This window comes from Chryseobacterium sp. CH25 (genome assembly GCF_004119455.1).
Taxonomy (GTDB): domain Bacteria; phylum Bacteroidota; class Bacteroidia; order Flavobacteriales; family Weeksellaceae; genus Chryseobacterium.
In genome coordinates this window covers 78,112-103,763 of the sequence record NZ_NRQT01000004.1, presented here as the reverse complement: position 1 = coordinate 103,763, position 25,652 = coordinate 78,112, and the positions used below count along the sequence as shown (strand labels likewise).

Sequence of the window (25,652 nt, the reverse complement as noted above, 5' to 3'; positions counted from 1 at the left end):
TTAAATTTTAAACGAATTTATGAAAGATACCGCAAAAAACAGCAGTGAAAATACCTGATTTTTGTAATATTATTAAAAATAAATAAAATCCAGACGGATTTCATTAATACTCTTTTCTGCATCTTAAATTCATGGTATGAAACCTCTGCTAATGCTAGAAAAACAGTCCCAATGCAGCTCTTCTATAAAAAGAAAGCCGGCAACTTTGCCGGCTTTATATCTTACTTATAACTTTCTATGGTTTTATTAATTGCGTCAATCTGTTTATTAATGCTTGCTGCATTCTGTGGATTCTGTTTCAGTAATTCCATTTTCTTACTTAAACCATCCTTCAGCATCTGCACTACCATCATTTTTGCCTGTGGGTTATCACCCATCTGATTTTTTGCATAACCTAAAATCTTAGTAACACTTTCGGTAGCTTTTAAATTATCAGATGACATGATCCAGTTATATCCTTCTTCTGCAGATTTACCCAATTCCGGATTCTGGAATTTGATAAAAGGATAAAATGCTGCCAACGGAGCAATTTTTGGCATTTGAGAAACTACTTTATTTTTTACAATAACAGGAAGTAACTGTGCCTGCAAATCGTCTGACGCTCCATCCAGATCAATCTTATCCGCTAATGAATTAGCTTTTGACGGATCAATAGCCAAAACAGCTCCTAACGAGCTTCCTTTTACTGCATTTGAAACAGCTCCTACTCCTTTTTCAAAAAGAGGAAGATATTTTTTATCTTTTGTTTTAGCCAAAGCTGCAATTGCAGCGGCCTGCGTTAATGTTTTAGGATCATTGGACGCTAATTTTTCAACTTCCGCACCTAATGCTTTCATTTGCTCAGGATTGCTGAGATCCATCAATTCCAAAGCCTGAATTCTTACTCTGAAGAACGGATCTTTTAATGCCGCTGCCAATAGTTTAGTTGCAGCAGGGCTTTTTCCAACCTGATCTTTTATTCCTGCTAATGCATTATATCTGTTTTTAAATTCTTTGGAATTTGTAAACTGCAAAAGATTCTGTTCCGGAGTTTTCTTATCTGTAATATCTGCCAGAAGAACACCATCAGCATTAATATTTACCAAATCCGGTGTTTTGGAAACATCAAAATTAAATGTATTCTTTCCATCAGCTTTTACCCAAACATTATACCTCTTTGGTTTTCCATTGTCATATACATCAATAGCCAGAGGAAATTCAAACATCTGATCCTGGGTCTGATTGATAGTCACACTCACCTGTTTTTTCACAGGTTCAAATGTAAACGAGTAATTAATCTTCGGGTTTCCACTTCCGAAATACCACTGATTAAAGAACCAGTTCAGATCTTTTCCTGAAACTTTTTCAAAGGAAAGTCTCAACTGATGTGCTTCCGCATTCTGATATTCATTGGTTTTCAGATAATCATTCATTCCGGCAAAGAAAGCATCGTCTCCTAAATAGTTTCTCAACATATTCAGAATTCCACCTCCTTTCTGGTAAGTTACCAGATCAAATACATCTTCACGAGACGCATAATTGAATCTTACCAAATTTTTATTAAAGTCAGACGGATTATGAATATATCTGTTTACATCAGTCATCAGGTGATAATCTGCCTGATCTTTTCCATATTTATGCTCATTCCAAAGATATTCGGAATAATTAGCGAAAGACTCGTTTACTGTAAGGTTACTCCAGCTTTCTGCAGTTACCAGATCTCCAAACCAATGGTGAAACAGCTCGTGAGCAATAGTATCTTCCCATGTATTCTCATCAATAAGCTGTCCCGGTTTTTGAAGAATATCACTTCCGTGAAGTGTTGCCGTTGTATTTTCCATCGCACCACTCACATAGTTTCTACCGGAAATCTGTGCGTATTTAGCCCAAGGATAATCATAATTCATTCTTTTAGAGAAGAATTCAATCATTTCCGGAGTATTTCCATAGATCTGTTTGGCGTAAGGCTCGTATTCTTTTTCAATATAGTAATCAACAGCAATGTTTTTCCATTTGTCTTTTACAATGGCATATTCTCCTACTCCCATGAAGAAAAGGTAAGTTGAATGCCTTTTATCCATTACCCAGTGATCAGTTCTTAATCCGTTAGATTCTTTTTGAGAGTCTTTCAGGATACCATTTGAAAGGGTAACATATTTGTCAGGAACCGTCATATAGATTTCCTGAGTTGTTTTTTGATTGGGTTTATCAATAGTTGGAAACCATGCAGAAGAAGATTCCGTTTCGCCTTGTGTCCAGATTTGTGTTGGAAGTTCCGGATCTGTTCCCTGTGCATTAATGAAATAAAGTCCTTTGGCATCGTTAATAGCCATACTTCCTTCCTGTTTCACTTCGTTCGGGCGGGAGGTATATTTGATATAGACTGTGTAATCCTGATTTTTCTGATATGTTTTATCTAACGTGATTTTCAGAACATCATCTTTATATTCATATTTTAAAGGGGATTTTTTACCATTGTTATCAAGGGCTACTTCATGAATCAGCATTGCCTTCGCATCAAGAATCAGTTCATTGGTTGGATAAAAATATGGTGAAGCTGTTAACCATTCTTCTCCATTCATCTGTTCTTTCTGATAGTCGAAGTTTACTTTCAGCTTTGTATGTTTCAGTTCTGTTACCTTGGTATGGGTAGCTCTGTACACTTTTTCTCTTCCTGAAGTCTCGGTTTGTGCTGATACATTAGCGGAAAACAGGATTCCAAGTATCGCAATCGATAAAATGGCCTTTCTCATCTGTCTACTTTATAATTTTAGAGTTATTTTTTATGATGATATCGAAAATATCATTGACTAAATTTTCATAATCACCGGTTTTCAACTGTTCTTTTGTTTTGGCAAAAGCTTTTTTCAGTTCACTTTCCGGATTCTCTTCGTCAACAATTTCTGCTGAAGCAACCCCTTTTAACTGAAGTACGATATTTTTCAATACTTCAGGGTCTGCATTCTCTTCAATATTTATCTTTAAATATTTCATAATTTTTGTGATTGGATTTATAATTCTGCCTTTTGTTAAAGGGCAAAAATCAAGTTCTTTCAAATTTAGAACTTATTTTAGAAACAATGGGTCTGTTAGTGACTTTTTATTGCAGGAGAAATGCGAGGAACGGAAGATGGGAACGGGATAATGGAGGTTACTATTGGATGAAATATAAACTGTAAATCATTCTAAAAAAAGACCTGTTTAAGTGAAAAAGATAAAACATCTGTTATTGGCTGACTGGAAAAACGTCCCTCTTTCAGCTTGTGACTTCCAACCTTATCTGCTATTTTTCTCTAACAATCTTCCCGTTTTTATATAGAAATATCATTTCACATTTCGTCTGTCTGTCAGCATTAAAAATAAATACTTTTTTAGGATCAATACCATTCATTTCAGCCAGCATTCGGGATTCCCAGTTATTGTAAAAGATAGGTTCTCTAAGGATAAAATGCGGATTGGTTTTCAGTTCTGTGAACATATCATAATTTAAACAAACCACTCCATTTTCAATCTTTTCAGCTTTCAATGTTTTGCTCAGTTCATTAAACATTTGATGGTTAAAATGACTAGCATAAATCCAGGCATTTTTCACACTCATATTGGTGGTTAGCAACAGAAAGGCAATGCCTGCAAAAAGAGAACTTACCGTTTTATTTCCCAGTTTCAGTTTAAAAGCCAGATAAATGATTCCTGAGATAACAAAGAGTGTATAAAAAAGCCTGACAGCTCCGAGGCTTCGGTTATCGAATCCAAAAAGAGTCGGGATATAAGCAGAAACGTAGAAAACACTTACAGCAAGAATTATTGAGACCAAAGAAATTAATCCTACATTTTTAATGGCTTTTAATCTGCTTTTAAAATCGTAGCCGATAAATACCTTATAAACAACAGAAGAGATGATCAGCGCTAACAGTATTTCTACAATATGAAGGTTTTTAAGGTTCAAAATACCTTTATATATTCCCACAAAAATATCTTTGAAAAACATTTTTGCCGTTAAAACCGTTACCTGTACTACTCTTTTCAGTTCAAAGATTTTCCCTACCTCATCTCTCTGATAAGAATGAGTAAATACTGCCGGCTGAATCACTTTTCTAAAAATAAAAACTGATCCTAGAGTCAGCAATAGAAAAACTACTCTTTTTTTATTGTCTTTGATTAAAAACAGATTCAGAAGAATAAGTGGTAAGAAAATTTCATAACTTAATATAGAGAGTATAAAAAAGAGAGCACTGAACAGAATATTTTTACGGATATAAACATAATAAATACTCAGGCTAAAAAATATAGTTGCCAGGCTGGAGTTCAGCATAATTGGAGAAAACTGAATACTTGTACCAATTAAAGAACATGAATACAATAAGGTCAGCAAACTCGCCAGTTCTTTTGACAGTATTTTTTGGGCTATCCAATACATAACAAGCAACGAAAGTGGAAAAAACAGTATTCCTAAAAGGTAAACAGAGTTATTATATTTTGAAAGAAAAACTAAAGTTCCTGTCACAAATCCGGATACCGGTCTTGCCGCCATATTGGAAGAGTCCAGATAGGAATATATATAATTGAAATAGGGTTTCGAGATATGTCTGGCGTTATACGCTTCTTTTAAATCATCTGCTACAATGACTTTCTCTTTGAGAACGGACAGCCCTATATAAAGATTGTAAACAACGATCAGGATATTCAAAAATATCAGATACGTACTGTTTAATTTTTTTCCATATTATTTTCAAAATCTGTGGAGAGCATCAGATACTCACAAACTTCAAAAATAATAGAAATCTGTCAATTACAAAAGATAATAAAAGAGTTGATACAATATTAAATTGCTACCGGAGCTTTAATTCCCGGATGTGGATCGTAGTTTTCCAGAGTAAAGTCTTCAAAATCGAAATCGAAGATATTTTTAACTTCAGGATTCAATTTCATAGTAGGAAGTGCTCTTGTTTCTCTTGAAAGCTGTCTGTTCACCTGCTCAAAGTGATTGTTATAAATGTGAACATCACCGAAACTGTGAACATAATCTCCTACTTCAAGATCACAAACCTGAGCTACCATCATTAATAACAATGCATAACTTGCAATATTGAAAGGGACTCCAAGGAAAACATCTGCACTTCTCTGGTATAGCTGCAATGATAATTTTCCGTCTGCTACATAAAACTGAAACAATGCATGACAAGGTGCCAGAGCCATATTAGGAATCTCAGCAACATTCCATGCGGAAACAATTAGTCTTCTGGAATCCGGATTCTTTTTAATCTGATCTATTACTTCTGTAATCTGATCCACTACTTTTCCGTCTGCTCCATTCCAGCTTCTCCATTGTGCTCCGTAAACAGGTCCTAAATCACCGTTTTCATCAGCCCACTCATCCCAGATGCTTACACCGTTATCTTTAAGGTATTTGATATTGGTATCTCCTTTCAGAAACCAAAGCAATTCATAAATAATGGATTTTAAATGCACTTTTTTAGTGGTTACCAATGGAAAACCTTTTGACAGATCATATCTTAACTGATATCCGAACACACTTCTTGTTCCGGTACCGGTTCTATCGGTTTTATCAGTTCCGTTGTCTAAAATATGCTGTAAAAGATCCAGGTAGTTTTGCATTTTGAAAAGGGATTTATGGGTCAAATTTAGTAAAAAAAAAGCACCCAGCCTATGGATGCTTTTTATAAGATGTATATCTATTTTCTATAAAACCAGTGTATATCCTACACCTTCAGTCTATTAAGACAAGAGAAAAATTATAATACAGAAACACTAATTTTTTCACTGTTTCCATTAATTGATTTCAGTTGGCCATATCTGTTTTTATCAATGAATTTATCATTTGAATAATCCAGTTTCACCGGACCAAATTTTGTAAGCTTCTGAAATTTACTTTCATCAATAATATCTTTTGTTCCGTAATCTATAGAAATATCGCCAATCGTTTTCAGTTTTCCCATCCTGCTGTTATCGATAACATCATTAGGCCAGTAGTCGACATTAAGGTTTCCTATTTTCTTTACCTTACCCGCTTTTTCTCTGGTAAATGCAGAATCGTCCCAATAGTCTACAGAAATATTTCCTATACTTTTCAGTTTGCCTGCTTTTTCACTTGTAAATGCGGAATCATCCCAATAATCTATTTTAACATTCCCTATACTTTTAAGCTTTCCAAATTTAGCTTTATCGAAAACCTGATTATCATAATACTCAAGTTTACCATTAAGGTCAGGAGCATTAAAATCAGAAATTGATCCGTCAGCATTAAGGGTAATTACAAAACCGTCTACAGTAAGTTTTACGGTTTCCAGATCATATGTTCTTGAGGAAACGGTAGCACGAACCTGTGCATTAATGACTAAACTGCCTAATAAAAAGGCAAGGAGAAGTAAATTTTTAAATTTCATATTATTAAAGATTGATTTACCAAATAAGTTCAATATCCTGATTGATATTGTTGATGGTAAATGTATCTCCCATTTTCTTGCCAAACATTGCCTTTACTAAAGGGGATTCTGCAGAAACAGTCATAATCTTCTGATTTTCAAAAAGAATTTCTCCCATAGAAGCTGAAACATAGAATAAGCCTTTATTGGTTTTCACCAAAGCACCGTTCTGAATCTTCTCCGAAGGATCTGCTGTTATTTTTTGTAAGACGCTCTGTTGATTCAGTACTTCATTAAGCTGCCGCTGCAGATTATTAATTTCCTGCTGAAGCATTTCCCTTCCGGTTTCATATTTATCTCCCATTGAACTTTTGGTGTCATTATTGGAAGCACGGGTTTCTGCGATCAGATTTTCAAAATACTGAATTTTGTCTGTCAGTTTAGCTTTAATTATGTTGATTATTTCCTGTTTGTTCATTGTAGTATTGGAATAGTTTTATTGTGGATGGAGAAAACCACCCCGTCAAAATTATAAATTTTGACACCCCTCCACTGGAGAGGAATGTAGTACCATTTAATAACTTGTGGTTGAAATTATGGTGTTTCTTTACTTTTTATTTTTCAAATACAGCGTAGTCCGAAACCTTGAAATTAAAATCTTTACCTTCATCGAAGTTTCTTTTTGTTTTTTCGAAAACATTTCTGAAAGTTCCTGATATATTTCCGTCTTCAATAGTAAAGTTAACTGGTTCTTTTGACATGTTTAAAACAACCAATACTTCATCTTTTCCGTTTTTTCTTACGTAAGCCAGTATCTTGTCATTGGCAGTTGTATTCAGTAAATAAGTGGTTACATTCGGATCACCACCTCTCAAAGCCAGATTGAAAGATTTCAGATCTAATAATGTTTTATAGAAATCAGCAACCTGATAAGTTTTAGTCCATTTAATCGGATCTTTCTCGAAGAACTCCAATCTCTTCATATTCGGAAGCTCTTGTCCTGAATACAACAATGGAACACCATTCCATGTAGCTGAAAATACGGCCATTGGCTTTGTAATGACTGCATATTTTTCATATTCTGTGCCGTTCCATGAGTTTTCATCATGATTAGCGGTAAACCAGGCTCTCATTGACTTGTCCCCGATGTTGGAATACTGTACCAATAGGTCTTTTAGCTCCTGAAGCGGTTCATTCTTTTTGTAGTAATCTGCAGATTTATGCATCCATTTCCAGGAATAACTTGCATCGAAAACCTTTCCATATTCCGGACTTTCCAGCTCGTCAAATTCTCCTAACCAGAAAAGAGGTTTTATCTTTTCTACTTCCGGGCGGGCCTGTTGCCAGAAATCTACTTCTACCCATGAAGCTAAATCGCATCTGAAGCCATCAATATCAGTTTCTGTAATCCAGAATTTCATGGCATCAATCATGGCCTGACGCATTTCGGGATTTTTATAATCCAGCTCAATGATATCATCCATTCCTGAAGCAATATGGAATTTCCCATCAGGATCTTTCAGATAAAATTCGGGATGTGTTTTCGTCCAGACATGGTCCCAACCAGTATGATTGGCTACCCAGTCTATGATTACTTTAAAGCCCAATCTGTGTGCTTCATTCACCATCGCTTTAAAATCTTCCATTGTTCCGAATTCCGGATTAATAGAAGTATAATCTGAAGCCGCATAAGGACTTCCCATACTCCCTTTTTTATTTTGCTGGGCAATTGGGGTAATAGGCATAAACCATAATGTTTTTACACCCATTGCTTTCAGGCGGGGCATTTCTTTTGCAAATGCTTTGAAAGTTCCTTCCTGTGTATATTGTCTGATATTTACTTCGTAGATATTAGTGTTATGTTTCCATTCTTTTGGCAGTTCTGTCATCCTCTTTGTATTTTTTTGAGTGGTACAGGAAACAATTCCCAGACCAATTACGGCTAATAAAATTAATTTCTTCATTAATCTATTTTTAACAAAAGTAAGGATTGTTTTCTAGGGAAAGGGGGCTAAAAGGTAAAATTCATAAAGCATTACTGTTAAGAAATTAAAGTCTCTTGTTCTAATTGTGTCTAATTTGACGCAAAGCTTTTAGTAAGTCTCGTTATATTTTTTAGGGAGCAAAGATTGGAATCAATTTCATTGATTCTTTCTAAGCAGATGTGTAATAGCTTTAATATTATTTTTCTTGGATTCCTTCAATAAAAAAGCCCCGGACTAAAAATCCAGGGCTGTATTTTTTATGTATCTACATCTTATCTTTCATCATCGTTGTCATCTTCATCATCAAAGACGTCATCGTTGTAGTCTTCTTCTTCCTCATCATCGTAGCTGTCATCTTCATCAGAAAAGTTTCCGCCAGCTCCAAAATCTTCATCGAAACCAAATTCATCATCTGCCAAAGGCATTGCTGATTTCTTTTTAGATCCTCCTGCGCTTCCGTTTTTGCTAGGCGCTTTTAATGGAACATTTCCAAATCTGTATACTGTAATTGGATAGTTCACTCCTTTTTTCTCATCAATGATTTCTATAAGCTCACAGAAGAATTCCCAAAGGTCAAGAAGTCCATATTGGAACTGCGCTTTGTCTCCAACATTTTCAAAAGCTTCATCAATGTACACATCTGACATAATCTCGCCATCACCATCGTCACTCATATCTTCGAGTGGAACACTTTTTACGATTGTTCCATCACTCTCTAACAAATTAAAAGTAGAAAGCTCTTCTCCATGCAGATTGAACGCACTTTTAATTCCTAAATGTAAGTTCCATAACGTTTGTTTTCCCTTAACTTCAATATCACGGAAAATATCCTCTTTCGCATCTAATATTACGCGGATTTTGTAAACCATATCAGTTTCTTAAATTACTTTTTTGCCTTTATAATTATGATAAATCTCTGGTGCAAATATATAATAAATGACATGTGACAAAAAATATTTCAGGATTTTTTAAAATATTTTTTTTTCTTACATTTTGCCGGAATTATTTACTTTTTTCAAGCATAAAACTGAATTTCGTTCCTTCAAGATAAACACTTTCTACGGTAATGTTTTCGTTATGAGCCTCAAGGATATGCTTTACGATAGCTAATCCTAATCCGGAACCACCTTCTCTTCTGCTTCTGCTGGTTTCCACACGGTAAAAACGTTCGAAGATTCTCGGAAGAATTTCAGATTTGATTCCCATTCCGTTATCTATTACTTCAATAAGCACTTTATTTTTCAAAACGCTTGTCTTAACAATCACTTTTGCTTCCTGTCTGTTGGCATAGTGTATGGCATTAGAAATAAGGTTAATAAAAACCTGAGAAATCTTTTGTTTATCGGCTTCTACGAAAATTTGAGGATGTAAAGTCTGGATTTGTAGTGTGGTATTATGTTTTTCAGCTTCAAATTCAAGAAGATCAAAAATTTCCTTGATAAGAAGATTGACATCAAATTTGGAAACGGTAAGATTAATTTCTCCAGCTTCGAGCCTGTTAATCATATCAAGATCTGTAACAATGGCAATAAGCCTTTCTACGGATTTATCAATTCTTTCGAGGTATTTATCACGAATGGTGAGATTATCTACTCCTCCATCTCTTAATGTTTCTACATATCCCTGGATCGAAAATAATGGCGTTTTAAGCTCATGAGAAACGTTACCGATATATTCTTTACGGTAGCTTTCCATTTCCTTCATCATATCAATTTCGGTAGCTCTTTGCTGATTAAGATCCGAAAATCGTTCTCCCAGTTCTTTGATGGTTATATTTTCATCATTATCATGAACCATTTCCTGAGGAAGAATCCCAGAAAGGCCCTTCACCTGCTTTCTTCCGTAATAATTGAAAAGAAGTTCCAATACTACACAGTTGATAATAAAGATAAGGACTATACAGATTAAAAGACCCGTCTTAAATAAAGGGGTCTCATAATAAATATCTTTAAGTGAATCGAAAACGACCACTAAAAACAACATCACCAGTGTCAGCAGACATGAGGCGACGAGTGTAAGTCTGTAAAATTTCAATTTTACAACGTTTTAATGATTGAACGTAAGGATAAGGTTTTAAAGCAATTAAACGATAAGTTTATACCCAATCCCTTTTAAAGTCTGAATCGTGTTGATTCCTAACTTTTCTCTTAATCTTCTGATGTGAACGTCAATAGTTCTTTCTCCTACGATAACATCATTACCCCAAACTTTCTCAAGAATTTCTTCTCTTTTGAATACTTTCTCGGTATTGGATGCTAAAAGATAAAGTAAGTCAAATTCTTTTTTCGGAAGAAGAAACTGCTGTCCGCTTTTAGAAACTCTGAAGTTATCTTTATCAATGACAAGGTCACCAATTTCGATCAGTTTAGCATTATCAGAAACCTGAGAGGTTAACTGTAATAATGCGTTTACTTTAGAGATCAGGATTTTCGGTTTAATAAGCTTCACAACATAATCGTTGGCTCCTGCCTGGAATCCTGCCAGCTGAGAGAATTCTTCGCTTCTTGCAGAAAGAAAAACAATCAATGTCTTTTGAAGTTCTTTTACTTTACGAAGTTCCTGACAGGTTTCAATACCATCTTTTTCGGGCATCATTACATCCAGTAGAATAAGATCCGGAACAATTTCCTTTGCTTTTTCTATTCCTTCGTTACCGTTGGTAGCAGTATAGATATCATATCCTTCCTTTTCCAAGTTGTAAGACAGAATCTCTAAAATGTCCAGTTCGTCGTCTATTAAGAGTATTTTCTTTTGACTCATTTTAAATTTTTACTGTTTCAAAGTTAATCATTTTTGAATGATAGATTAACAAATTAGTTATCGTTCATATAAAGTTAACAATAATACTCTTTTCTTAATGTTTAGTTAAAAAAAAATTAAATTTTACTAAACCAAATACCCCATCAAACTTTTATTCCTTTGCACCGAAAGAAATCTAGTAATAAAGACAAGTAAAGAGAATGAAAATTAATAAACTTAGTATTGCAGTCTTATTTTTATCCGGATCTGTATTCTACGCGCAGGAAACAAAGCGTGATACATTAGCGAAGGAGAAAAAATTGAAGGCGTAGTAATCCAAGGAAGCAGCAACAAGAAAACTGAAACTGCTGTATTAGGAGAACAGAAAAAAGCGATTATTCAGAAGCAGGCTGTAAGTGCTGAAGAGATTTCCAGAAAAGGGATCTCCAACGTAGAGCAAGGACTTACGAAGGTAACGGGGATCACTACGGTAGAAGGAAGAGGTCTTTTCGTAAGAGGTCTTGAAGAGCGATACAACTATTTATTAATTAACGGTCTTGGTTCGCCATCCAACAACCCTTTCCAAAAGATTATTGCATTAAAGCAGTTTCCAACGGATGTTGTAGGTAAACTGAACATCTACAAGACTTTCAACTCCAACCTTTACGGGGATTTTGCAGGAGCAACTTTTGATATTGAAACGCTTACCATTGATAAGCCATTCACCAAAGTAGAATTCAGCGTAGGAGTAAACACTTTGAGTACTTTCAGAGATAACTTTAAAGTGGCTGAGGGTGCTGATGGGATGAAGGGATATCTTGGATTAAACTCCAGAGATAGAAGACTTCCTAGTGAGATTAGAAATGCAAGACCTAATAACTATAGGTTTACAGCCGATCAATCACTGAACTCTTTTAAAGATTCATGGAATGTGGATAATGTAAGAGCAATGCCTAATACAAGTATTGGATTTACGACTGCTCAAAAAGTAAAAATGGGAGAATCAGGAAACTTAGGAATCCTATTTTCACTAAATCAAGGAAGTAAATTTGAATATAAGGAGGGGGATAATAACCAATTTAAAGGATTAGGCCGAAATTCACTTATTGAGAACATGAATTTTCTTAGTCGTAAACAATATAATTACGAAACAGAATCTTCCGTTTTATTAGGTTTAGGGTACAAAAATAGAGGCACTAATATTAACTTAAATGCCATCTATTTACAAAACACTAACAATATTATAGAAGACAACCACGGCTATAAAGACGGACAGGTACTTAATAAAACAACTTTCTTCAGAACGAATCAATTAGATATTTCAAGATTTTTAGATTTACAATTGACGGCTTCACAAAAAATAAATGAAAGACACCAGGTTAAAGCCGGAGCAAGTTACGTCATTAATAATTATCAGCAACCTGATAGAAAGATTGTAGAGGGAAATACAATTGATCCAATTACTGGAGCAGCTCTTACAGATGGAAATATTTCTATGCGCTATGGTGGAAATAATATTATCCGCCAATATCTGGATGTTGATTCCAGATTCTATGGATCAGCATTTGCTGAATATCAATTGTCTTTAGGAGAAAAAGGAGATAGAAAGGATTTCCCAATTCAAATTGCCTTAGGTTATAACGGTTTTTCTGACTTCAGAAAAACGTCATATAGATTTATCTTTGGACGTACATCTAATTCAACATTAACACCTTTCATTATTAATATTGACAATCCACAAGATGTCTTTAATTCATCAATCAGAAAGGGAGATTTGTATTATCAGGAAGGTTCTGATGTTTCACAATACTATTCAAGTTTTTATCAAATTATAAATGGTGGATATGCTAATATTAATTTTAAACCTAGTGATTCTTGGGATATCTTATTAGGGGCAAGATTTGAAAATGATATGACTTTAATCCGCTATTCTGAACAAAGTGCAGATGAGAAAATAAATTTAGATAAAAACAAGAACTTCTTTTTACCTTCATTATCAATAAAGAAAGCAATTAATAATAAAAATAATATTAGATTCTCATTTAGTAAAACGGTTACACGTCCGATATTAATTGAGACTATGCCTATTACTTATATTAATCCTGATAACGTAAATATTGTTGGTAATCCAGCAATTAAAAACAGTGAAAACTACAATTTCGATTTGAAATGGGAATACTTCCCAACAAACAAAGAAATGTTTGCTGTTAACTTATTTGCCAAAAGAATTGATAATGCAATAGAGCGTTCATTAGTACCTTCTGGAAATGCTACTGGTTCAACTATTACTTTCTTCAATGCAAAAAGAGCAGAATTATTCGGAATAGAATTAGAGGGAATCCTAGGTTTGGGAAGACTATCTGAATCTCTTAGAAATTTCACTTTAGGAGCTAATGCTACTATTATGCATTCAAATGTAGAAAGAAGCCAGGATCAAATTAATATGGAACAACCTGATTGGTTTGCCATTACAGGTGAAAAATTAAATAAAAGAGGTTTACAGGGAGCGTCTCCTTATACCATTAATGCTGACTTAAAATACGAATTAAAAGGCCGTAATAATTTAGCACACACATTCTCTCTTGTGTATAATGTATCTGGAAGCAAAATATATGCAACAGGAGGTACAGGTACTGATAATTATTATGAAAAACCATTCAGTCAGTTAGACTTTGTTTATCAAGGACAGCTATCTAAAAATTGGAATTTAAAATTCGGAATTCAGAATATTTTAAACAGCCAATACAAAATCTTAATTGGAGATAAAAATTATCTTCAAACTAATTTTGAGCAAGGAAACAATAGATTCACAAGCTATTACAGAGGTACTACATTCAACTTAACTGTAGGGTATACATTCTAATAATTCAATAATTAATAATAAAGTATAAAAAGTATAAAAATGAAAAGAAGTGTTTTATCATTACTATCGTTAACAGTTGTGTTAACATTAGCCTTAAATTCATGTACTATCGAGGTAAATGACGGCTTAGGAGACGGTACGACAGTTACCACTCCAGGAACGAATGAAGGTGTTTTAAGCGGAAGCGGGACATTATCAGGTACTATTTCAAAAAATATCCTTATTAAAAAAGGTAACTATACATTAGATGGAATTGTAAAAGTAACCAATGACGCTACAATTACTATTGAAGCTGGAGCTACTTTCAATGTTACAACAACTAAAACAAGTGGACTTGTAATTCTTCAAGACGGAAAGATTAATGCAGTAGGTACTGCAGCTGAACCGATTGTATTTACAACATCTACTAAAACTCCTGGAGATTGGGGAGGAATTACTCTATATGGAAATGCACCAATCAAAGCTATCAATGGAAATGCACAAGCTCTTTCAGAAGATGGAAATAACGTTTACTATGGTGGGACAGATCCAAACTCAAACTCAGGAACAATGAAATTCGTAAGAGTAGAATATGCTGGTAAAAAAATCGGTGATGGTACTTCTGAAACCAATTCTATGACTTTTTATGCAGTAGGAGCTGGAACTATACTTGAGAACCTTGTTACTTACAAAGGAACCGATGATGGTTATGAATTCTTTGGAGGGACAGTGAGTGCTAAGAATCTTGTTTCTTATGGTAACTTTGACGATTCTTTCGATTGGCAGGATGCTTGGAGTGGACAAAATAATACGAACTGGTATGCATTCCAAACCGGTACAGGTAACTTCGGAATGGAAATAGAAGCTTCTGGTAATGCTGATAATGTAGCACCAAAAATCTCAAACATTACATTAATCAGAGATGCTAATACACTTCCTGAAACAGCAAATTCTCCAGAAATTACTGCTATCCAGTTTAAAAAGCAGGGAACAGGAATCTTCTCCAACGTTTATGCAAGTGGTTATAAAAATATTGGAACACAAAAAGCTTATAGTGTACTAATTCAGGATGCAGCTACAGAAACAAGCCAGGTAAATACAGGTAAAATAAAAGTAGACCCTCTTACTTACGTAAACTCTGATAATCTTGGAGCTTGGGGATATGCTTTCAGTCCAAATGGTGGTAAAACATTCACAAATGCTACAACTGTTACAAAAGTTTCTCTAACTCCGGGAGCATGGGCTACCGTAGACGGGGTAAACCTTTTAGCAGCTTTACAATAACTAGTTTCTTCATTTCAAATAAAAAACCATCAGAAAAAATTCTGATGGTTTTTTGTTATACAAAAAACAACCACCAGAAAACTCCAGTGGTTGATTCACAAAAAACAAGTGTATAAAAAATATATACTACGTACAATTTAATTTCTCCAGAACAGATTCCCGTTGTGCATCAGGGCTTCTATTGTAGACATTCTGGAAACAGCTTCTGCTGAACATGAAGCATCTGCTAAAACTATAGCAGCTTCATCGCCGGCTTTAGGCCATTGTTGTTTTCCTTTATCATCCAAAGGAAGAATACTTTGAGAGGCAAACTGTAAACCTCTTGACAAAGCAAATTCAGTGGCATAACCATATAATTCTGCAATCAGATTGGATTTCTGTAACATGCTCCCGGATCCGAAAGTACTCCAGAAGTCCTGTACGTTATCATTCCCGATCAGGACATTTACCCCATGTTTTTTCATAGTGGGAATTGGCATGATAGTCTTTTTAAACGGTACGGAAGAAGCAATTCCTACTTTTCCTGCAGCCAGTCTTTCTGAGATTTCATCTGCTTCTTTTGGAGAAAGATGAGCCAGTGCAAAAGCATGGCTTACAAAAGTTTTCCCTTGAAGGGCAGGATTTTCAATAGCTTTATCAATCAGATAATTAATCGTCTTCATTCCGGATTCTCCTACTTCATGCAGGTGAATATCAATTCCTTTATTGTAGTCTAAGGCCAACTGTACCGTAAAGTCCATTACTTTTTCAATGCTGCCGTCAATGCTTAAAGGATCCAGTCCACCAATAAAAGCAACGCTTTTTAGTTTTGCAGCTTCCTTCATTAAAGGAGCTGATTCTGTATAATACACACCATGCTGTGGAAAAGCAACTAATTCTGCGTTAAAGGAATCTTTCTTATTTTGAAGGGCCTGTTCCAGGTTTTCCAGCGATTTTAATCCTGAAGTAGGATCAATATTGAAATGCGTTCTGGCAAAATGCGTCCCATAATGCTGTAACAGGCTAATCAGCTGCTCTGCTCTGTCCACTGAAGTTTTCAGAAGTTCAGGAATAATTTCCTGTTCATAGGCAATCATATCCTTTACACTTTTCCTTTTAGGAGAAAGAGCCTGCCAGGGAAGACCATACAATGTTTTATCCAGGTGAATATGCATATCCCTGAAAGCAGGAAGCATCAGATATCCTTTGGCATCAATAGCTTTGGAAGTCGGATCATTGGATTTTACCGATTTAATTTTTCCGTCTTCAATTTCAATACTGAAAAGGTCTGTTTTTGTTCCGATAACCTCTTCATTCTCATATTCAAAACCTGTTTCCAGGCGTACATTTTTAAGGGAATAGTTTCCTTTCGCAGTTAATTGATAGGGAAATTGCATGTTCTAATATTTTAACCCTACAAAATTACACCGGCTTCTTCTGAAAACCGGTGTATCAATTATGTCTTGTTTTGTATAAATTATTCCTTGAATTGAGATGGTGTCATTCCCGTCTGCATTTTAAAGAATTTCGAAAAACTGGCATGATCATAGAAACCAAGATCATATACAATATCTTTTACAGACATTTCCGAAACTTTCAAAAGCCGTTTTGCTTCCAGTAAAATACGGTCCTGAATAAGTGATGACGCTGAAGCATTGAGATTCTTTTTACAGACAATATTCAGATAATTAGCAGAAATATTCAGCTTATCTGCATAGAACGATACAGATCTTTCGGTTCTGAAATGTTCATCAATCAGTTGCAAAAACTTAGAAATAATAGGATTTGAATGATACATTTCAAAATCTTTGAATGCACCTTCCACCGTTTGACTAACCAATAATCCGATGAGCTCACTTCTCTTCTGAATCAGTTCCCAAAAAACTTTTTCACCACTCAATACTTTTTGAATGGCCTGAAATTCATATAAAAATGTTTTAAAAATTTCTTCGGAAAGATTAATTACAGGATGATTCTGGTAATAGGAAGCTGAAAATCTTAACGATGGCAAAAAACTTTCAAACCAATCCCGGCTAATCATCAGCTGATACCCTACCGTTTCTTTTTCAATCACCCATTGATGTACCTGATCCGGAAAAACAAGATGAATCTGATGATCTTTCACCTCATATTTCGTAAAATCTATAGTATGGGAGCCTACTCCATGTTCAAAAAGATTGATGATAAAAAATCATGTTTATGGGGATCATCAATAGAACGTGCCCCGTGGAGTTCATTAAACAGCAAATTACAGCCTTTAAGCTGATTCTCACTAAACTCCTGAATTCCTAAAATCGGAAAATGATCTGTATGATAACTCACGCTACCTGAATTTCTCTTAAAATTAATAAAATTTACGAGAGAAAAAATTAAAATAACCACAAAAGAAACAAATGCTTTTAATCATTCTCACCCAAACTACTGTTTCTCCCCTTTTCTACAACACAGAGAATGATTTTGAATTCAACACTGCTTTAAAAGAAAATTATTTCAAAACAGAGTAATAAAAACATTTGTAACCTTTGTGGTTAACACCCAACTAAATTATATATCTAAATTTTCTACGTATTAATGTTGGAAAATCGCAATGGCGCGAAGGTTTTATTTATGATGCTGTTTTTAAGGCGCAAAGATTTTATCTTCGATAAAACTGAATACTGCTGATTGTACGGCAACAATCATTCTGGCCTTTACATTTTTTATGATTTTAAAATCATAGCAATTTCTTTAAACCCTAATGATTCTGCATGCTGTAAAGGGGTTTTACCTTCATGATCTGGAATGGTAAGATCTGCACCATTATCTTTTAGAATCTGTACAATTTCCTGATATTTCTGAGTTCCGTTTCCTAGGATTACGGCTTCCATTAAAGCGGTCCATCCTAATTTATTCACATGATTAATAGGAAAACCTTTTGTTTTTGCCAACACTTTCACAGTTTCTACATGCCCGCGTTCACAGGCAGGAATCAAAGCTGTTCCGTTGTAACGGTTAAATACATCGAAACGGGCACCATTTTCCAAATATAATTTTACCAATTCTGTCTGTCCACTTGCTCCAGCGTATAAAAATGCACTGTCTAATTGATCATCCTGAAGATTAACATCTGCTTTATAAGTTATCAGTAACTTAGCCATTTCTGTTAGCTTTTCAACGGTTGCAATCAGCAGTAAAGAACGCCCTTTTCTGTCACGTGTATTTACATCTGTTCCGTTTTCCAAAACAGATTTTACTGCAGAAATATCATTTTTCTTTACCAGGCTTACAATGTCTTTTTCCTGCATAATTTCTTCGTTTGGAAAATCACCGGATTTCTCCTGACAGGCACTCAGACTTCCGAATGCTAAAAGAAATACCAATACTTTCTTCATTTTTCTGATTGAATTTAAAAAACTACATTTCCCTGATGTACCAATGATTCTACATTGGAGATTCTTGATACGGCTTCAGCAGAACAGCTTGCATTCAGCAGAACAAAATCTGCTTTATCTCCTGTTTTAGGCCATTGCTGAGTTCCTTTATCATCCAGTGGAAGAATATTTCCTGTTGCCAGTTTTAAACTTCTTGATAATAAAAACTCTGTTGAATAGCCATACAGCTGTGCCATTAAATTAGCCTTCTGAAGCACACTTCCGGTTCCGAAAGTATTCCAGTGATCTACAATACTGTCATTCCCTGTAAGTACCGTTACGTTATGTTTATATAAAGTTGGAATCGGCATAATCAGTCTTCCGAAAGGAATCGTGGAAACAATTCCAATCTGGGCTTCAGCCAGTTTTTCGGCAATAGCTTCCTGTTTTGCTTCGTCCAACTTTGCCAGTATAAAACAATGGCTTAGGTATGTTTTCTCCTTTAAAGATGGGTTTTCATTTACTTTCTTAATTAAATATTCTACTGTTTTCAATCCGGAATCTCCGGTTTCATGCAGGTGAATATCTATTCCTTTTTTATGATCTAAAGCTAGTTGAACCGTAAAGTCCATTACTTTTTCAATATTCCCGTCTACATTGAAAGGGTCTACTCCACCGATAAAATCAATATCCATTTTTGCAGCCTCTTTCAGATAGGGTGCAGAATCTGTATAGAACACTCCATGTTGTGGAAAAGCCACCAATTCTGCTCCAAAACTTTTCTTTTTATTGTCTAAAGCTTTCTGTAAATTCTTTAATGACTGAAGCTTTGAGGTAGGTTCAATGTTCACATGACTTCTGGCAAAGGATGTTCCTTTCGACTGCAATAATTCAATCATTTTTTCAGCTTTGAATGTTGAATTTTTAAGCATTTCCGGAAGCATTTTCTGCTCCAGTTCAATCATTCCCTTTACCCCGCCGGTTCTTTTTCTTACCGCCAGCCATTTGTCTCCATAAAAAGTCTTATCCAAATGGATATGCATATCTTTAAAGGCAGGAAGCATCAATAACCCTTTTGCATCTATAGCTTTTGCATTAGGTTGATTCGGAACGATTTTAGTAATCTTTCCGTTTTCAACTTCTACATAAAATAGATCTGTTTTTGTTGCAGAAACTTCTCCATCTTCATATTCAAACCCAGTTTCCAGGCGGACATTTTTAAGGCTTAATTTCCCTTTTGATAAACTATTTTTTTCATCCAAAAAAGGAGATGCTGTCATAATATTCGGTATTAAACTTAATCCTGCCATTGCCAATGCTGAATTTCTGATAAAATCCTTACGGGACATATTATTGTCTGAAGTCTTCATTTCCAATCTATTTATGACAAAATTAAAAAGAAGTGCTCTGAACAAAGTGTATGGTTTATTACAAAATCTGTATAATTTATACTTTTTTATAACTGTAATAAAAATCTCTACAATAATACATTATCCATTGTTATCTCACCAAAATAACTTCTTATACATACACTATTAAATCATCAATCAGCATGTTTAGTGTATTTCACATAATGAAACATCAATTTTATTTTTTTTTGTATAATTTATATTTGTAAGAAAAATATATGAAGAAATTGATGAGTTTGATTTTAATAGGGACAGCATCTATTGCATTTGCTCAAGTAGGAATTAACACTGATAATCCTAAAGCAACTCTGGATGTAACTGCTAAAAAAGATGCTTTAGCTATTGAAGGCTTATTACCCCCAAGATTAACCCGCGCAGAGCTTACAGAGAAAGGAAATACTTTATATGGAGCAGAACAGGATGGAGCCATAATATATATTAATGATGCTTCCGGCGGCGACAGACAAAGCCAAAGAGAATATATTGAAGGTAAAGGGCTTTATATCTTTGATGCAGAAGCTTCCAACAAAGAAGGAAGATGGATGTGCTTATATTGTTACGCTTCTATTTAATCTACCTATAAATACAAAAAAGAGACTGAGTTTTAAATTTACATTTGAAAAAAATATGAAAAAAATTATTATTTGTTTTTTTGTGGCTGCATCATCGGTTGTATTGGCGCAAACAGGAATTAATACCGAAACTCCTAAAGCAACCCTGGATGTTACTGCTAAAAAAGATATTCTGACTTTTGACGGGCTTCTTCCCCCAAGATTAACCCGTGCAGAACTTACTGAAAAAGGAAATACTTTATATGGAATGGAGCAAGACGGTGCCATCATATATATCAATGATACTTCCGGTGGAGACAAACAAAGCCAGAGAGAATATATTGACAGTAAGGGACTTTATATCTTTGACGCTGATGCTGCTAATAAAGAAGGAAGATGGATGTGCTTGTTTTGTTACGGTTTGGCATAATCAGCTGAATACAATACAGATAAAAAAAGAGACTGCCTTTCGGGACAGTCTCTTGTTATTTTTACAGATTAGAATATTCAAATTTTCTAACGGCTTCCAGTGTCATATCAATTTCTTTTTCCTTGATTGCATCACTGATGAAGTATGTTTCATAGCCACTTGGTGGTAAATAAACTCCATTCTGAAGCATCTGATGGAAGAAATTGTTGAATAAAGAATGATTAGAATCCTGCGCCTCATCAAAGTTAGAAACTCTGTTAGTGTGGAAGAATACAGACATCATAGAACCTTGTCTGTTGATCTTATGAGGAATTCCTTTTTCATTTAAAATCTTTCCGATTTCAAGGCTCAAGGTTTGTGTTGTTTTGTTTAATCTGTTAAAGAATTCAGAGTCGTTTTTAATCAGCTGAAGTGTTTTTAATCCTGCTCTCATTGCTAATGGATTTCCACTTAATGTTCCAGCCTGATATACACCTCCTTTTGGAGCCAGGTGGTCCATAATTTCGTTTCTTCCTGCAAAAGCTCCTACCGGCAGTCCGCCTCCGATTACTTTTCCGTATGTTACTAAATCTGCTTTCACATTGAAAAGTTCCTGTGCCCCACCGAATGCTAATCTGAAACCAGTCATTACCTCATCAAAGATCAGTAAAGCTCCATTTTCATCACAGATTTTTCTCAATTTCTGTAAGAAATCATTCTCAGGCAATACACATCCCATATTTCCTGCAACCGGTTCAATAATTACTGCTGCAATTTCACCTTGGTTGTGACGGAATAAGTCTTCTACTTGCTCAAAATCATTATAACGAGCCAATAAAGTATCTTTTGCGGTACCTTCTGTTACTCCTGGAGAATTTGGATTACCGAAAGTAGCTGCTCCACTTCCTGCTTTAATCAGGAATGAATCTGAATGACCGTGATAGCAACCTTCAAATTTTACAATTTTGTCTCTTTTTGTATACCCTCTTGCCAGTCTGATCGCACTCATACAAGCTTCTGTTCCTGAAGAAACCATTCTGATCTGATCGATATTCGGAACGTTTTCGATGATAAATTTTGCAATTTCAGTTTCCAGTTCTGTAGGAGCTCCGAAAGAGAATCCTTTTTCTGCCTGAATTTTCAGTTCTTCCAGTACTTCAGGATGCGTGTGTCCTAAAATAGCAGGTCCCCATGAGTTGATGTAATCGATATACGTATTATCATCGGCATCAGTAAGGTAAGCTCCTTTTGCTGATTTCATGAAAACGGGAACTCCTCCCACTGATTTGAATGCTCTTACCGGAGAGTTTACTCCTCCAGGAATGTATTTGTAGGCTTCATCAAACAAAGCCGAACTTCTTTGATACTTCATTTTCTATTTTTTATTATTTAACCCTCAAAGTAAAGGGTACCATCTTCTCCTGCATAGTTTTTCTTTCCATCAATTATCATATAATAAAGTTGAAAAGGATTACCATTTTCCATAGCTGCATAGCCGGGTCAAATTTACCATCTAATACTTTATTATTGGGAAGAATTGTTTTAAAAATTAAATTATTCTGATGATTGGAATCAACTTCTGAAAGATATATCAAATGATGGATATCTACCAAGCTGATATCATGATATTTATTAGGATAAATCTCTTTTGAATTTACATCTACCAGTCCCTTCAGGTGCACAGTATTCATTGTAAAAATATAAGGATTTCCTCTATAATACCCCCATCCTGTATGTACCAGATCCGGTGTATTTAAAAATATTTTTTTCAATTCAGGTATGTAAATCCCAATGTCTATATTCGCAGATGATATTTCTATAAAATTTCTCTTAAAATTTAGCTCATACTGATCATTATCAAAGGGGGTTAGCATTTCAATGTCTTCATCACTAAGATCATCCCAACTTAATACATTTTCCTTGATATCTCCTCTGTAAAACGGTTCTGTTCCTCCCCATCCTCTGTCATTAACAGGATATCTTTCATGTGGAATATATTCTTCCAAACGCATTCTTGTTTTCATGGAATAGTAATAATAACTCCAGCCATCAAAAACTAAGAATTTATCACCATGTACAACGATCGGCTCATTTGCAATGAATGGCATAATCATCGTTGAATTAGAACCAATGATTCCAAATTTACCGTTTTGTTCCGCATGAAAACCTTTCACTGATTCGTCATACCAGCTTATACTGCTATATTGTGGCTGTACAGTAATAAATTTATAGGCATCACAAAGTCCCCAAACCTTACCTTTTCTGTAAGGAATATAATTCTGCTCCTGAGAAAATATTGTACATGACAAAAACATCAAAAATATCCAGAGATACTTGGAAGCCATATTCAATATTTTCATGGGAAGTAAAGGGTATTAGTTTCTTGGTTTCTTATCAATCAGATAAATCAGCTGTCCTGCGGATGGCTGTTGTCCTTCATCCATTCTGTTTTTAGCATATAATTTATGTAATTTGATCCCGAATTTCTGAGCAATAGCGTGCATATCTTCTCCAGACATTGCTTTATAAGTAGCCGTATTTCCTGAGGAATTTTTAGATTCAAGAAAGACGATATCATTTTTCTTCAATGTTTCATCTTCCAGTTCATTCCACTTCATCAGGCGACTTTCGCTAACTTTGAATTTATTGGCAATGAATCTGACATCGGTATCTTCAGGAATGACAATATATTTCAACCCGTCATTCGGATGACTTTTGATAAGAATAGAATTCAGAATCTCAGCTTTTGTTTTGATTCGTTCTACTCTTTTCTGCTGTTGTGCGTAAGAGGTTTGTTTATAAGGAACTTCTACTGTCACCGGTTCTTTAACTTTCTTTGTTGCTTTTCCTGGCTCTAATTGTGCCATGAAAGTTCTGTCGTCTTTCAGATCCGGGTACATTTTAAGAACAGCATACAACACTTCATTAGAATTGGTGTTGTCGTATTCGTATAATCTGTACTTTTCAATTTTAGTGATCAGGATAGAAGCATAACGTGGATTGGTTGCATATCCGGCTTTTTTCAATCCGGTTGCCCACGCTCTGTAATCCTTCATATCAAGTTTGAAAAGATTTGCGTAATATTTTCTGGTGGATAAAAATATAGAGTGATCTTCGTAAGACTGTCTTGGATCATCATATACACGGAAACATTCATTGGGAGCATCATCCGTATGTTTCATCGTTTTACCGGTCCAGTCTTCTTTACATTTTATTCCGAAGTGATTTTTACCTTCCTGTGCCAGTCTGCTTTGTCCGCCTCCTGTTTCAAGAAGCCCCTGAGCAAGAGTAATAGAAGCCGGAATTTTATATTTTTCCATTTCTTCTACTGCATATTTAGCAAATTTCTGAATGTACTGATCTTCGGTTGCCCATCCCTGAGCAGAAAATTTTGATAAAACTAAAAGGCTTATGGATAGGAAAAGTCTTTTCATGTTTTTCAATTTTACTTATATAATTAAATTTCTATTCTGTTTTTCTAAAAGCAGATTAGCTCCTTCAATTCCCTGTAGTCCACCGGTGTGAAAGCACAAAATTCTGCTGTCTTCAGGAAAATAATCTTCTTCTATCAGTTCAAAAACCTTCTGCATCATCTTTCCTGTATAAATCGGTTCCAGAGGAATGTCGTATTTCTCTTTGAAATCATTGATAAAACGGATATTTTCATCACTTATTTTACCATAACCTCCAAAACATGAATCTATTAGATTAAAATTTTGTTTCAAAGTTAATTCAAAAATTTTATTTTCAAGTGAAGCATCGTCAACAACCTTAAATCCTATAACTTTCTGATTATCTTCACAAAATTTTGAAATTCCGGCAATGGTTCCTCCTGTTCCAACTGCGGTGCAAAGATAGTCAAAATCTTTGGTATGCTCATTGAGCATCATTTTTACCCCTTCCACAGCATCTTCATTGGTACCGCCTTCCGGAACTACCAATGCCTCAGGAAACTCCTGCTGCAGGAATTCTGTCAGCTTTTCTTTATGGCGGTATTCTTCACGGGTGACAAATTTCAGGTTCATTCCGTTTCTTTTCGCAAAAAGCAAGGTAGGATTATCGCGCCATTTATGCTGTAACTCTTCTCCTCTGATTATTCCCAGTGTTGGAATACCTGAAAGATTTCCTACAGCAGAAACTGCTGCAATATGATTGGAAAAAGCACCTCCAAATGTAATAATATAAGGTTTCTCCGGATTTCCTTCCAAATAACGGTTAACATTATAAAACAGCTTCCAGTATTTATTACCGGAAATCTGAGGATGAATAAGGTCTTCTCTCTTGATATAGAGTTTTATATTTTTATGAATCGGGATTTCCTGAATGGGAACAGCTTCTGTAGGGAATTGTAATAGCATTTTAGTTTTTTAGACTATTCATGGTTTATGGAATACAAAAGTAGGAAAAGATTAATTATTATTTTTCCAGGATTACCTTTGGTTTTTTCAGATGGCTATTGATTGTTTTTTAACCACAGATAATACAGATTTACACAGATGATTGTATTATAAAACCAACATTTATATTTGTGGAATTATTTGTGTTTAAATATAGGTTTTGGCTAAAGCCAATGGAATTTGATGTTTATTTGTCCGGCCGGGCTAAAGCCCGCCCCTATTGATGTGGATACCCAAAGGATCATTGAATAACAGGTAATAGTTATTTAACAACAAGATCTTTTATCTTTTATCTTTTATCTTTTATCTTTTATCTTTTATCTTTTATCTTTTATCTTTTATCTT

The 25,652-nt window shown here is 34.9% G+C and carries 22 protein-coding genes and 1 pseudogene; 5 read left to right on the top strand and 18 right to left on the bottom strand.

Translation table 11 applies throughout. The annotated features are described in order from the left end of the window. Window positions 1-221 precede the first annotated feature (221 nt). From BOQ64_RS11250 to BOQ64_RS11205, 10 genes are all read right to left on the bottom strand, one after another. Window positions 222-2,732 carry a M1 family metallopeptidase gene (locus tag BOQ64_RS11250; protein WP_129059716.1) on the bottom strand — a complete coding sequence of 837 codons (2,511 nt, stop codon included), beginning with the start codon at window positions 2,730-2,732 and terminating at the stop codon, window positions 222-224. 4 nt (window positions 2,733-2,736) lie between these two features. Beyond that, window positions 2,737-3,036: a hypothetical protein gene (locus tag BOQ64_RS11245; RefSeq protein WP_228448328.1), complete on the bottom strand. Its 300-nt coding sequence runs from the start codon at window positions 3,034-3,036 to the stop codon at window positions 2,737-2,739. Between the two features lie 226 nt (window positions 3,037-3,262). Then, window positions 3,263-4,666, bottom strand: coding sequence for a hypothetical protein (locus BOQ64_RS11240; RefSeq protein WP_129055300.1), 1,404 nt, complete (start codon window positions 4,664-4,666; stop codon window positions 3,263-3,265). Window positions 4,667-4,800: 134 nt separating this feature from the next. Then, a complete protein-coding gene (locus tag BOQ64_RS11235; protein ID WP_129055298.1) occupies window positions 4,801-5,595 on the bottom strand; it encodes a thymidylate synthase in 795 nt (264 codons plus the stop codon). Window positions 5,596-5,732: 137 nt separating this feature from the next. After that, the gene (locus tag BOQ64_RS11230; protein ID WP_129055296.1) at window positions 5,733-6,383 is read right to left on the bottom strand and encodes a hypothetical protein; all 651 of its coding nucleotides are present in this window, start codon (window positions 6,381-6,383) and stop codon (window positions 5,733-5,735) included. Window positions 6,384-6,399: 16 nt separating this feature from the next. Next, window positions 6,400-6,840 carry a hypothetical protein gene (locus BOQ64_RS11225; protein WP_129055294.1) on the bottom strand — a complete coding sequence of 147 codons (441 nt, stop codon included), beginning with the start codon at window positions 6,838-6,840 and terminating at the stop codon, window positions 6,400-6,402. A 136-nt stretch (window positions 6,841-6,976) separates the two neighbouring features. Further along, window positions 6,977-8,326 (bottom strand): alpha-amylase family glycosyl hydrolase, encoded by a 1,350-nt coding sequence (locus BOQ64_RS11220; protein ID WP_129055292.1) that lies wholly within the window; start codon window positions 8,324-8,326, stop codon window positions 6,977-6,979. Window positions 8,327-8,619: 293 nt separating this feature from the next. Then, window positions 8,620-9,216 carry an IS1096 element passenger TnpR family protein gene (locus BOQ64_RS11215; protein ID WP_129055290.1) on the bottom strand — a complete coding sequence of 199 codons (597 nt, stop codon included), beginning with the start codon at window positions 9,214-9,216 and terminating at the stop codon, window positions 8,620-8,622. Window positions 9,217-9,349: 133 nt separating this feature from the next. Further along, window positions 9,350-10,381 (bottom strand): sensor histidine kinase, encoded by a 1,032-nt coding sequence (locus BOQ64_RS11210; protein ID WP_129055288.1) that lies wholly within the window; start codon window positions 10,379-10,381, stop codon window positions 9,350-9,352. 48 nt (window positions 10,382-10,429) lie between these two features. Beyond that, a complete protein-coding gene (locus BOQ64_RS11205; protein ID WP_065396072.1) occupies window positions 10,430-11,107 on the bottom strand; it encodes a response regulator transcription factor in 678 nt (225 codons plus the stop codon). A gap of 280 nt (window positions 11,108-11,387) precedes the next feature. On the opposite strand from BOQ64_RS11205, the pseudogene BOQ64_RS24710 reads away from it, so the two are divergent. The 3 genes and pseudogenes from BOQ64_RS24710 to BOQ64_RS11195 form a co-directional block, all read left to right on the top strand. Next, a pseudogene (locus BOQ64_RS24710) lies at window positions 11,388-11,705 on the top strand (TonB-dependent receptor plug domain-containing protein); the annotation flags it as partial. Between the two features lie 138 nt (window positions 11,706-11,843). Next, window positions 11,844-13,949 carry a TonB-dependent receptor gene (locus BOQ64_RS11200; protein ID WP_228448327.1) on the top strand — a complete coding sequence of 702 codons (2,106 nt, stop codon included), beginning with the start codon at window positions 11,844-11,846 and terminating at the stop codon, window positions 13,947-13,949. 39 nt (window positions 13,950-13,988) lie between these two features. Next, window positions 13,989-15,212 carry a hypothetical protein gene (locus BOQ64_RS11195; RefSeq protein WP_129055286.1) on the top strand — a complete coding sequence of 408 codons (1,224 nt, stop codon included), beginning with the start codon at window positions 13,989-13,991 and terminating at the stop codon, window positions 15,210-15,212. Between the two features lie 137 nt (window positions 15,213-15,349). On the opposite strand, the gene BOQ64_RS11190 is transcribed toward BOQ64_RS11195, so the two are convergent. From BOQ64_RS11190 to BOQ64_RS11175, 4 genes are all read right to left on the bottom strand, one after another. Then, window positions 15,350-16,588 carry an amidohydrolase gene (locus tag BOQ64_RS11190; protein ID WP_129055284.1) on the bottom strand — a complete coding sequence of 413 codons (1,239 nt, stop codon included), beginning with the start codon at window positions 16,586-16,588 and terminating at the stop codon, window positions 15,350-15,352. Window positions 16,589-16,668: 80 nt separating this feature from the next. Then, the gene (locus BOQ64_RS11185; RefSeq protein WP_317127574.1) at window positions 16,669-17,337 is read right to left on the bottom strand and encodes a helix-turn-helix domain-containing protein; all 669 of its coding nucleotides are present in this window, start codon (window positions 17,335-17,337) and stop codon (window positions 16,669-16,671) included. A gap of 553 nt (window positions 17,338-17,890) precedes the next feature. Continuing rightward, on the bottom strand, window positions 17,891-18,562 hold the full coding sequence (locus tag BOQ64_RS11180; RefSeq protein ID WP_129055282.1) for an ankyrin repeat domain-containing protein: 672 nt from the start codon (window positions 18,560-18,562) through the stop codon (window positions 17,891-17,893). Between the two features lie 14 nt (window positions 18,563-18,576). Continuing rightward, window positions 18,577-19,911 (bottom strand): amidohydrolase, encoded by a 1,335-nt coding sequence (locus tag BOQ64_RS11175; RefSeq protein ID WP_129055280.1) that lies wholly within the window; start codon window positions 19,909-19,911, stop codon window positions 18,577-18,579. A 269-nt stretch (window positions 19,912-20,180) separates the two neighbouring features. On the opposite strand from BOQ64_RS11175, the gene BOQ64_RS11170 reads away from it, so the two are divergent. Further along, window positions 20,181-20,522, top strand: coding sequence for a hypothetical protein (locus BOQ64_RS11170; protein WP_129055278.1), 342 nt, complete (start codon window positions 20,181-20,183; stop codon window positions 20,520-20,522). Window positions 20,523-20,577: 55 nt separating this feature from the next. Further along, the gene (locus BOQ64_RS11165; RefSeq protein ID WP_129055276.1) at window positions 20,578-20,931 is read left to right on the top strand and encodes a hypothetical protein; all 354 of its coding nucleotides are present in this window, start codon (window positions 20,578-20,580) and stop codon (window positions 20,929-20,931) included. Between the two features lie 61 nt (window positions 20,932-20,992). Here the strand turns inward: BOQ64_RS11165 and hemL are convergent, their stop codons facing one another. The 4 genes from hemL to BOQ64_RS11145 all read right to left on the bottom strand — a co-directional run bounded on the left by hemL (window position 20,993) and on the right by BOQ64_RS11145 (window position 25,268). Further along, the gene (gene hemL, locus BOQ64_RS11160) at window positions 20,993-22,282 is read right to left on the bottom strand and encodes a glutamate-1-semialdehyde 2,1-aminomutase (RefSeq protein ID WP_129055274.1); all 1,290 of its coding nucleotides are present in this window, start codon (window positions 22,280-22,282) and stop codon (window positions 20,993-20,995) included. 76 nt (window positions 22,283-22,358) lie between these two features. Beyond that, window positions 22,359-23,255, bottom strand: coding sequence for a hypothetical protein (locus BOQ64_RS11155; protein WP_129055272.1), 897 nt, complete (start codon window positions 23,253-23,255; stop codon window positions 22,359-22,361). Window positions 23,256-23,285: 30 nt separating this feature from the next. Beyond that, the gene (locus BOQ64_RS11150; RefSeq protein ID WP_129055270.1) at window positions 23,286-24,344 is read right to left on the bottom strand and encodes a glucosaminidase domain-containing protein; all 1,059 of its coding nucleotides are present in this window, start codon (window positions 24,342-24,344) and stop codon (window positions 23,286-23,288) included. 15 nt (window positions 24,345-24,359) lie between these two features. Next, window positions 24,360-25,268 carry a 1-aminocyclopropane-1-carboxylate deaminase/D-cysteine desulfhydrase gene (locus BOQ64_RS11145; protein WP_129055268.1) on the bottom strand — a complete coding sequence of 303 codons (909 nt, stop codon included), beginning with the start codon at window positions 25,266-25,268 and terminating at the stop codon, window positions 24,360-24,362. Between the last annotated feature and the right edge of the window lie 384 nt (window positions 25,269-25,652).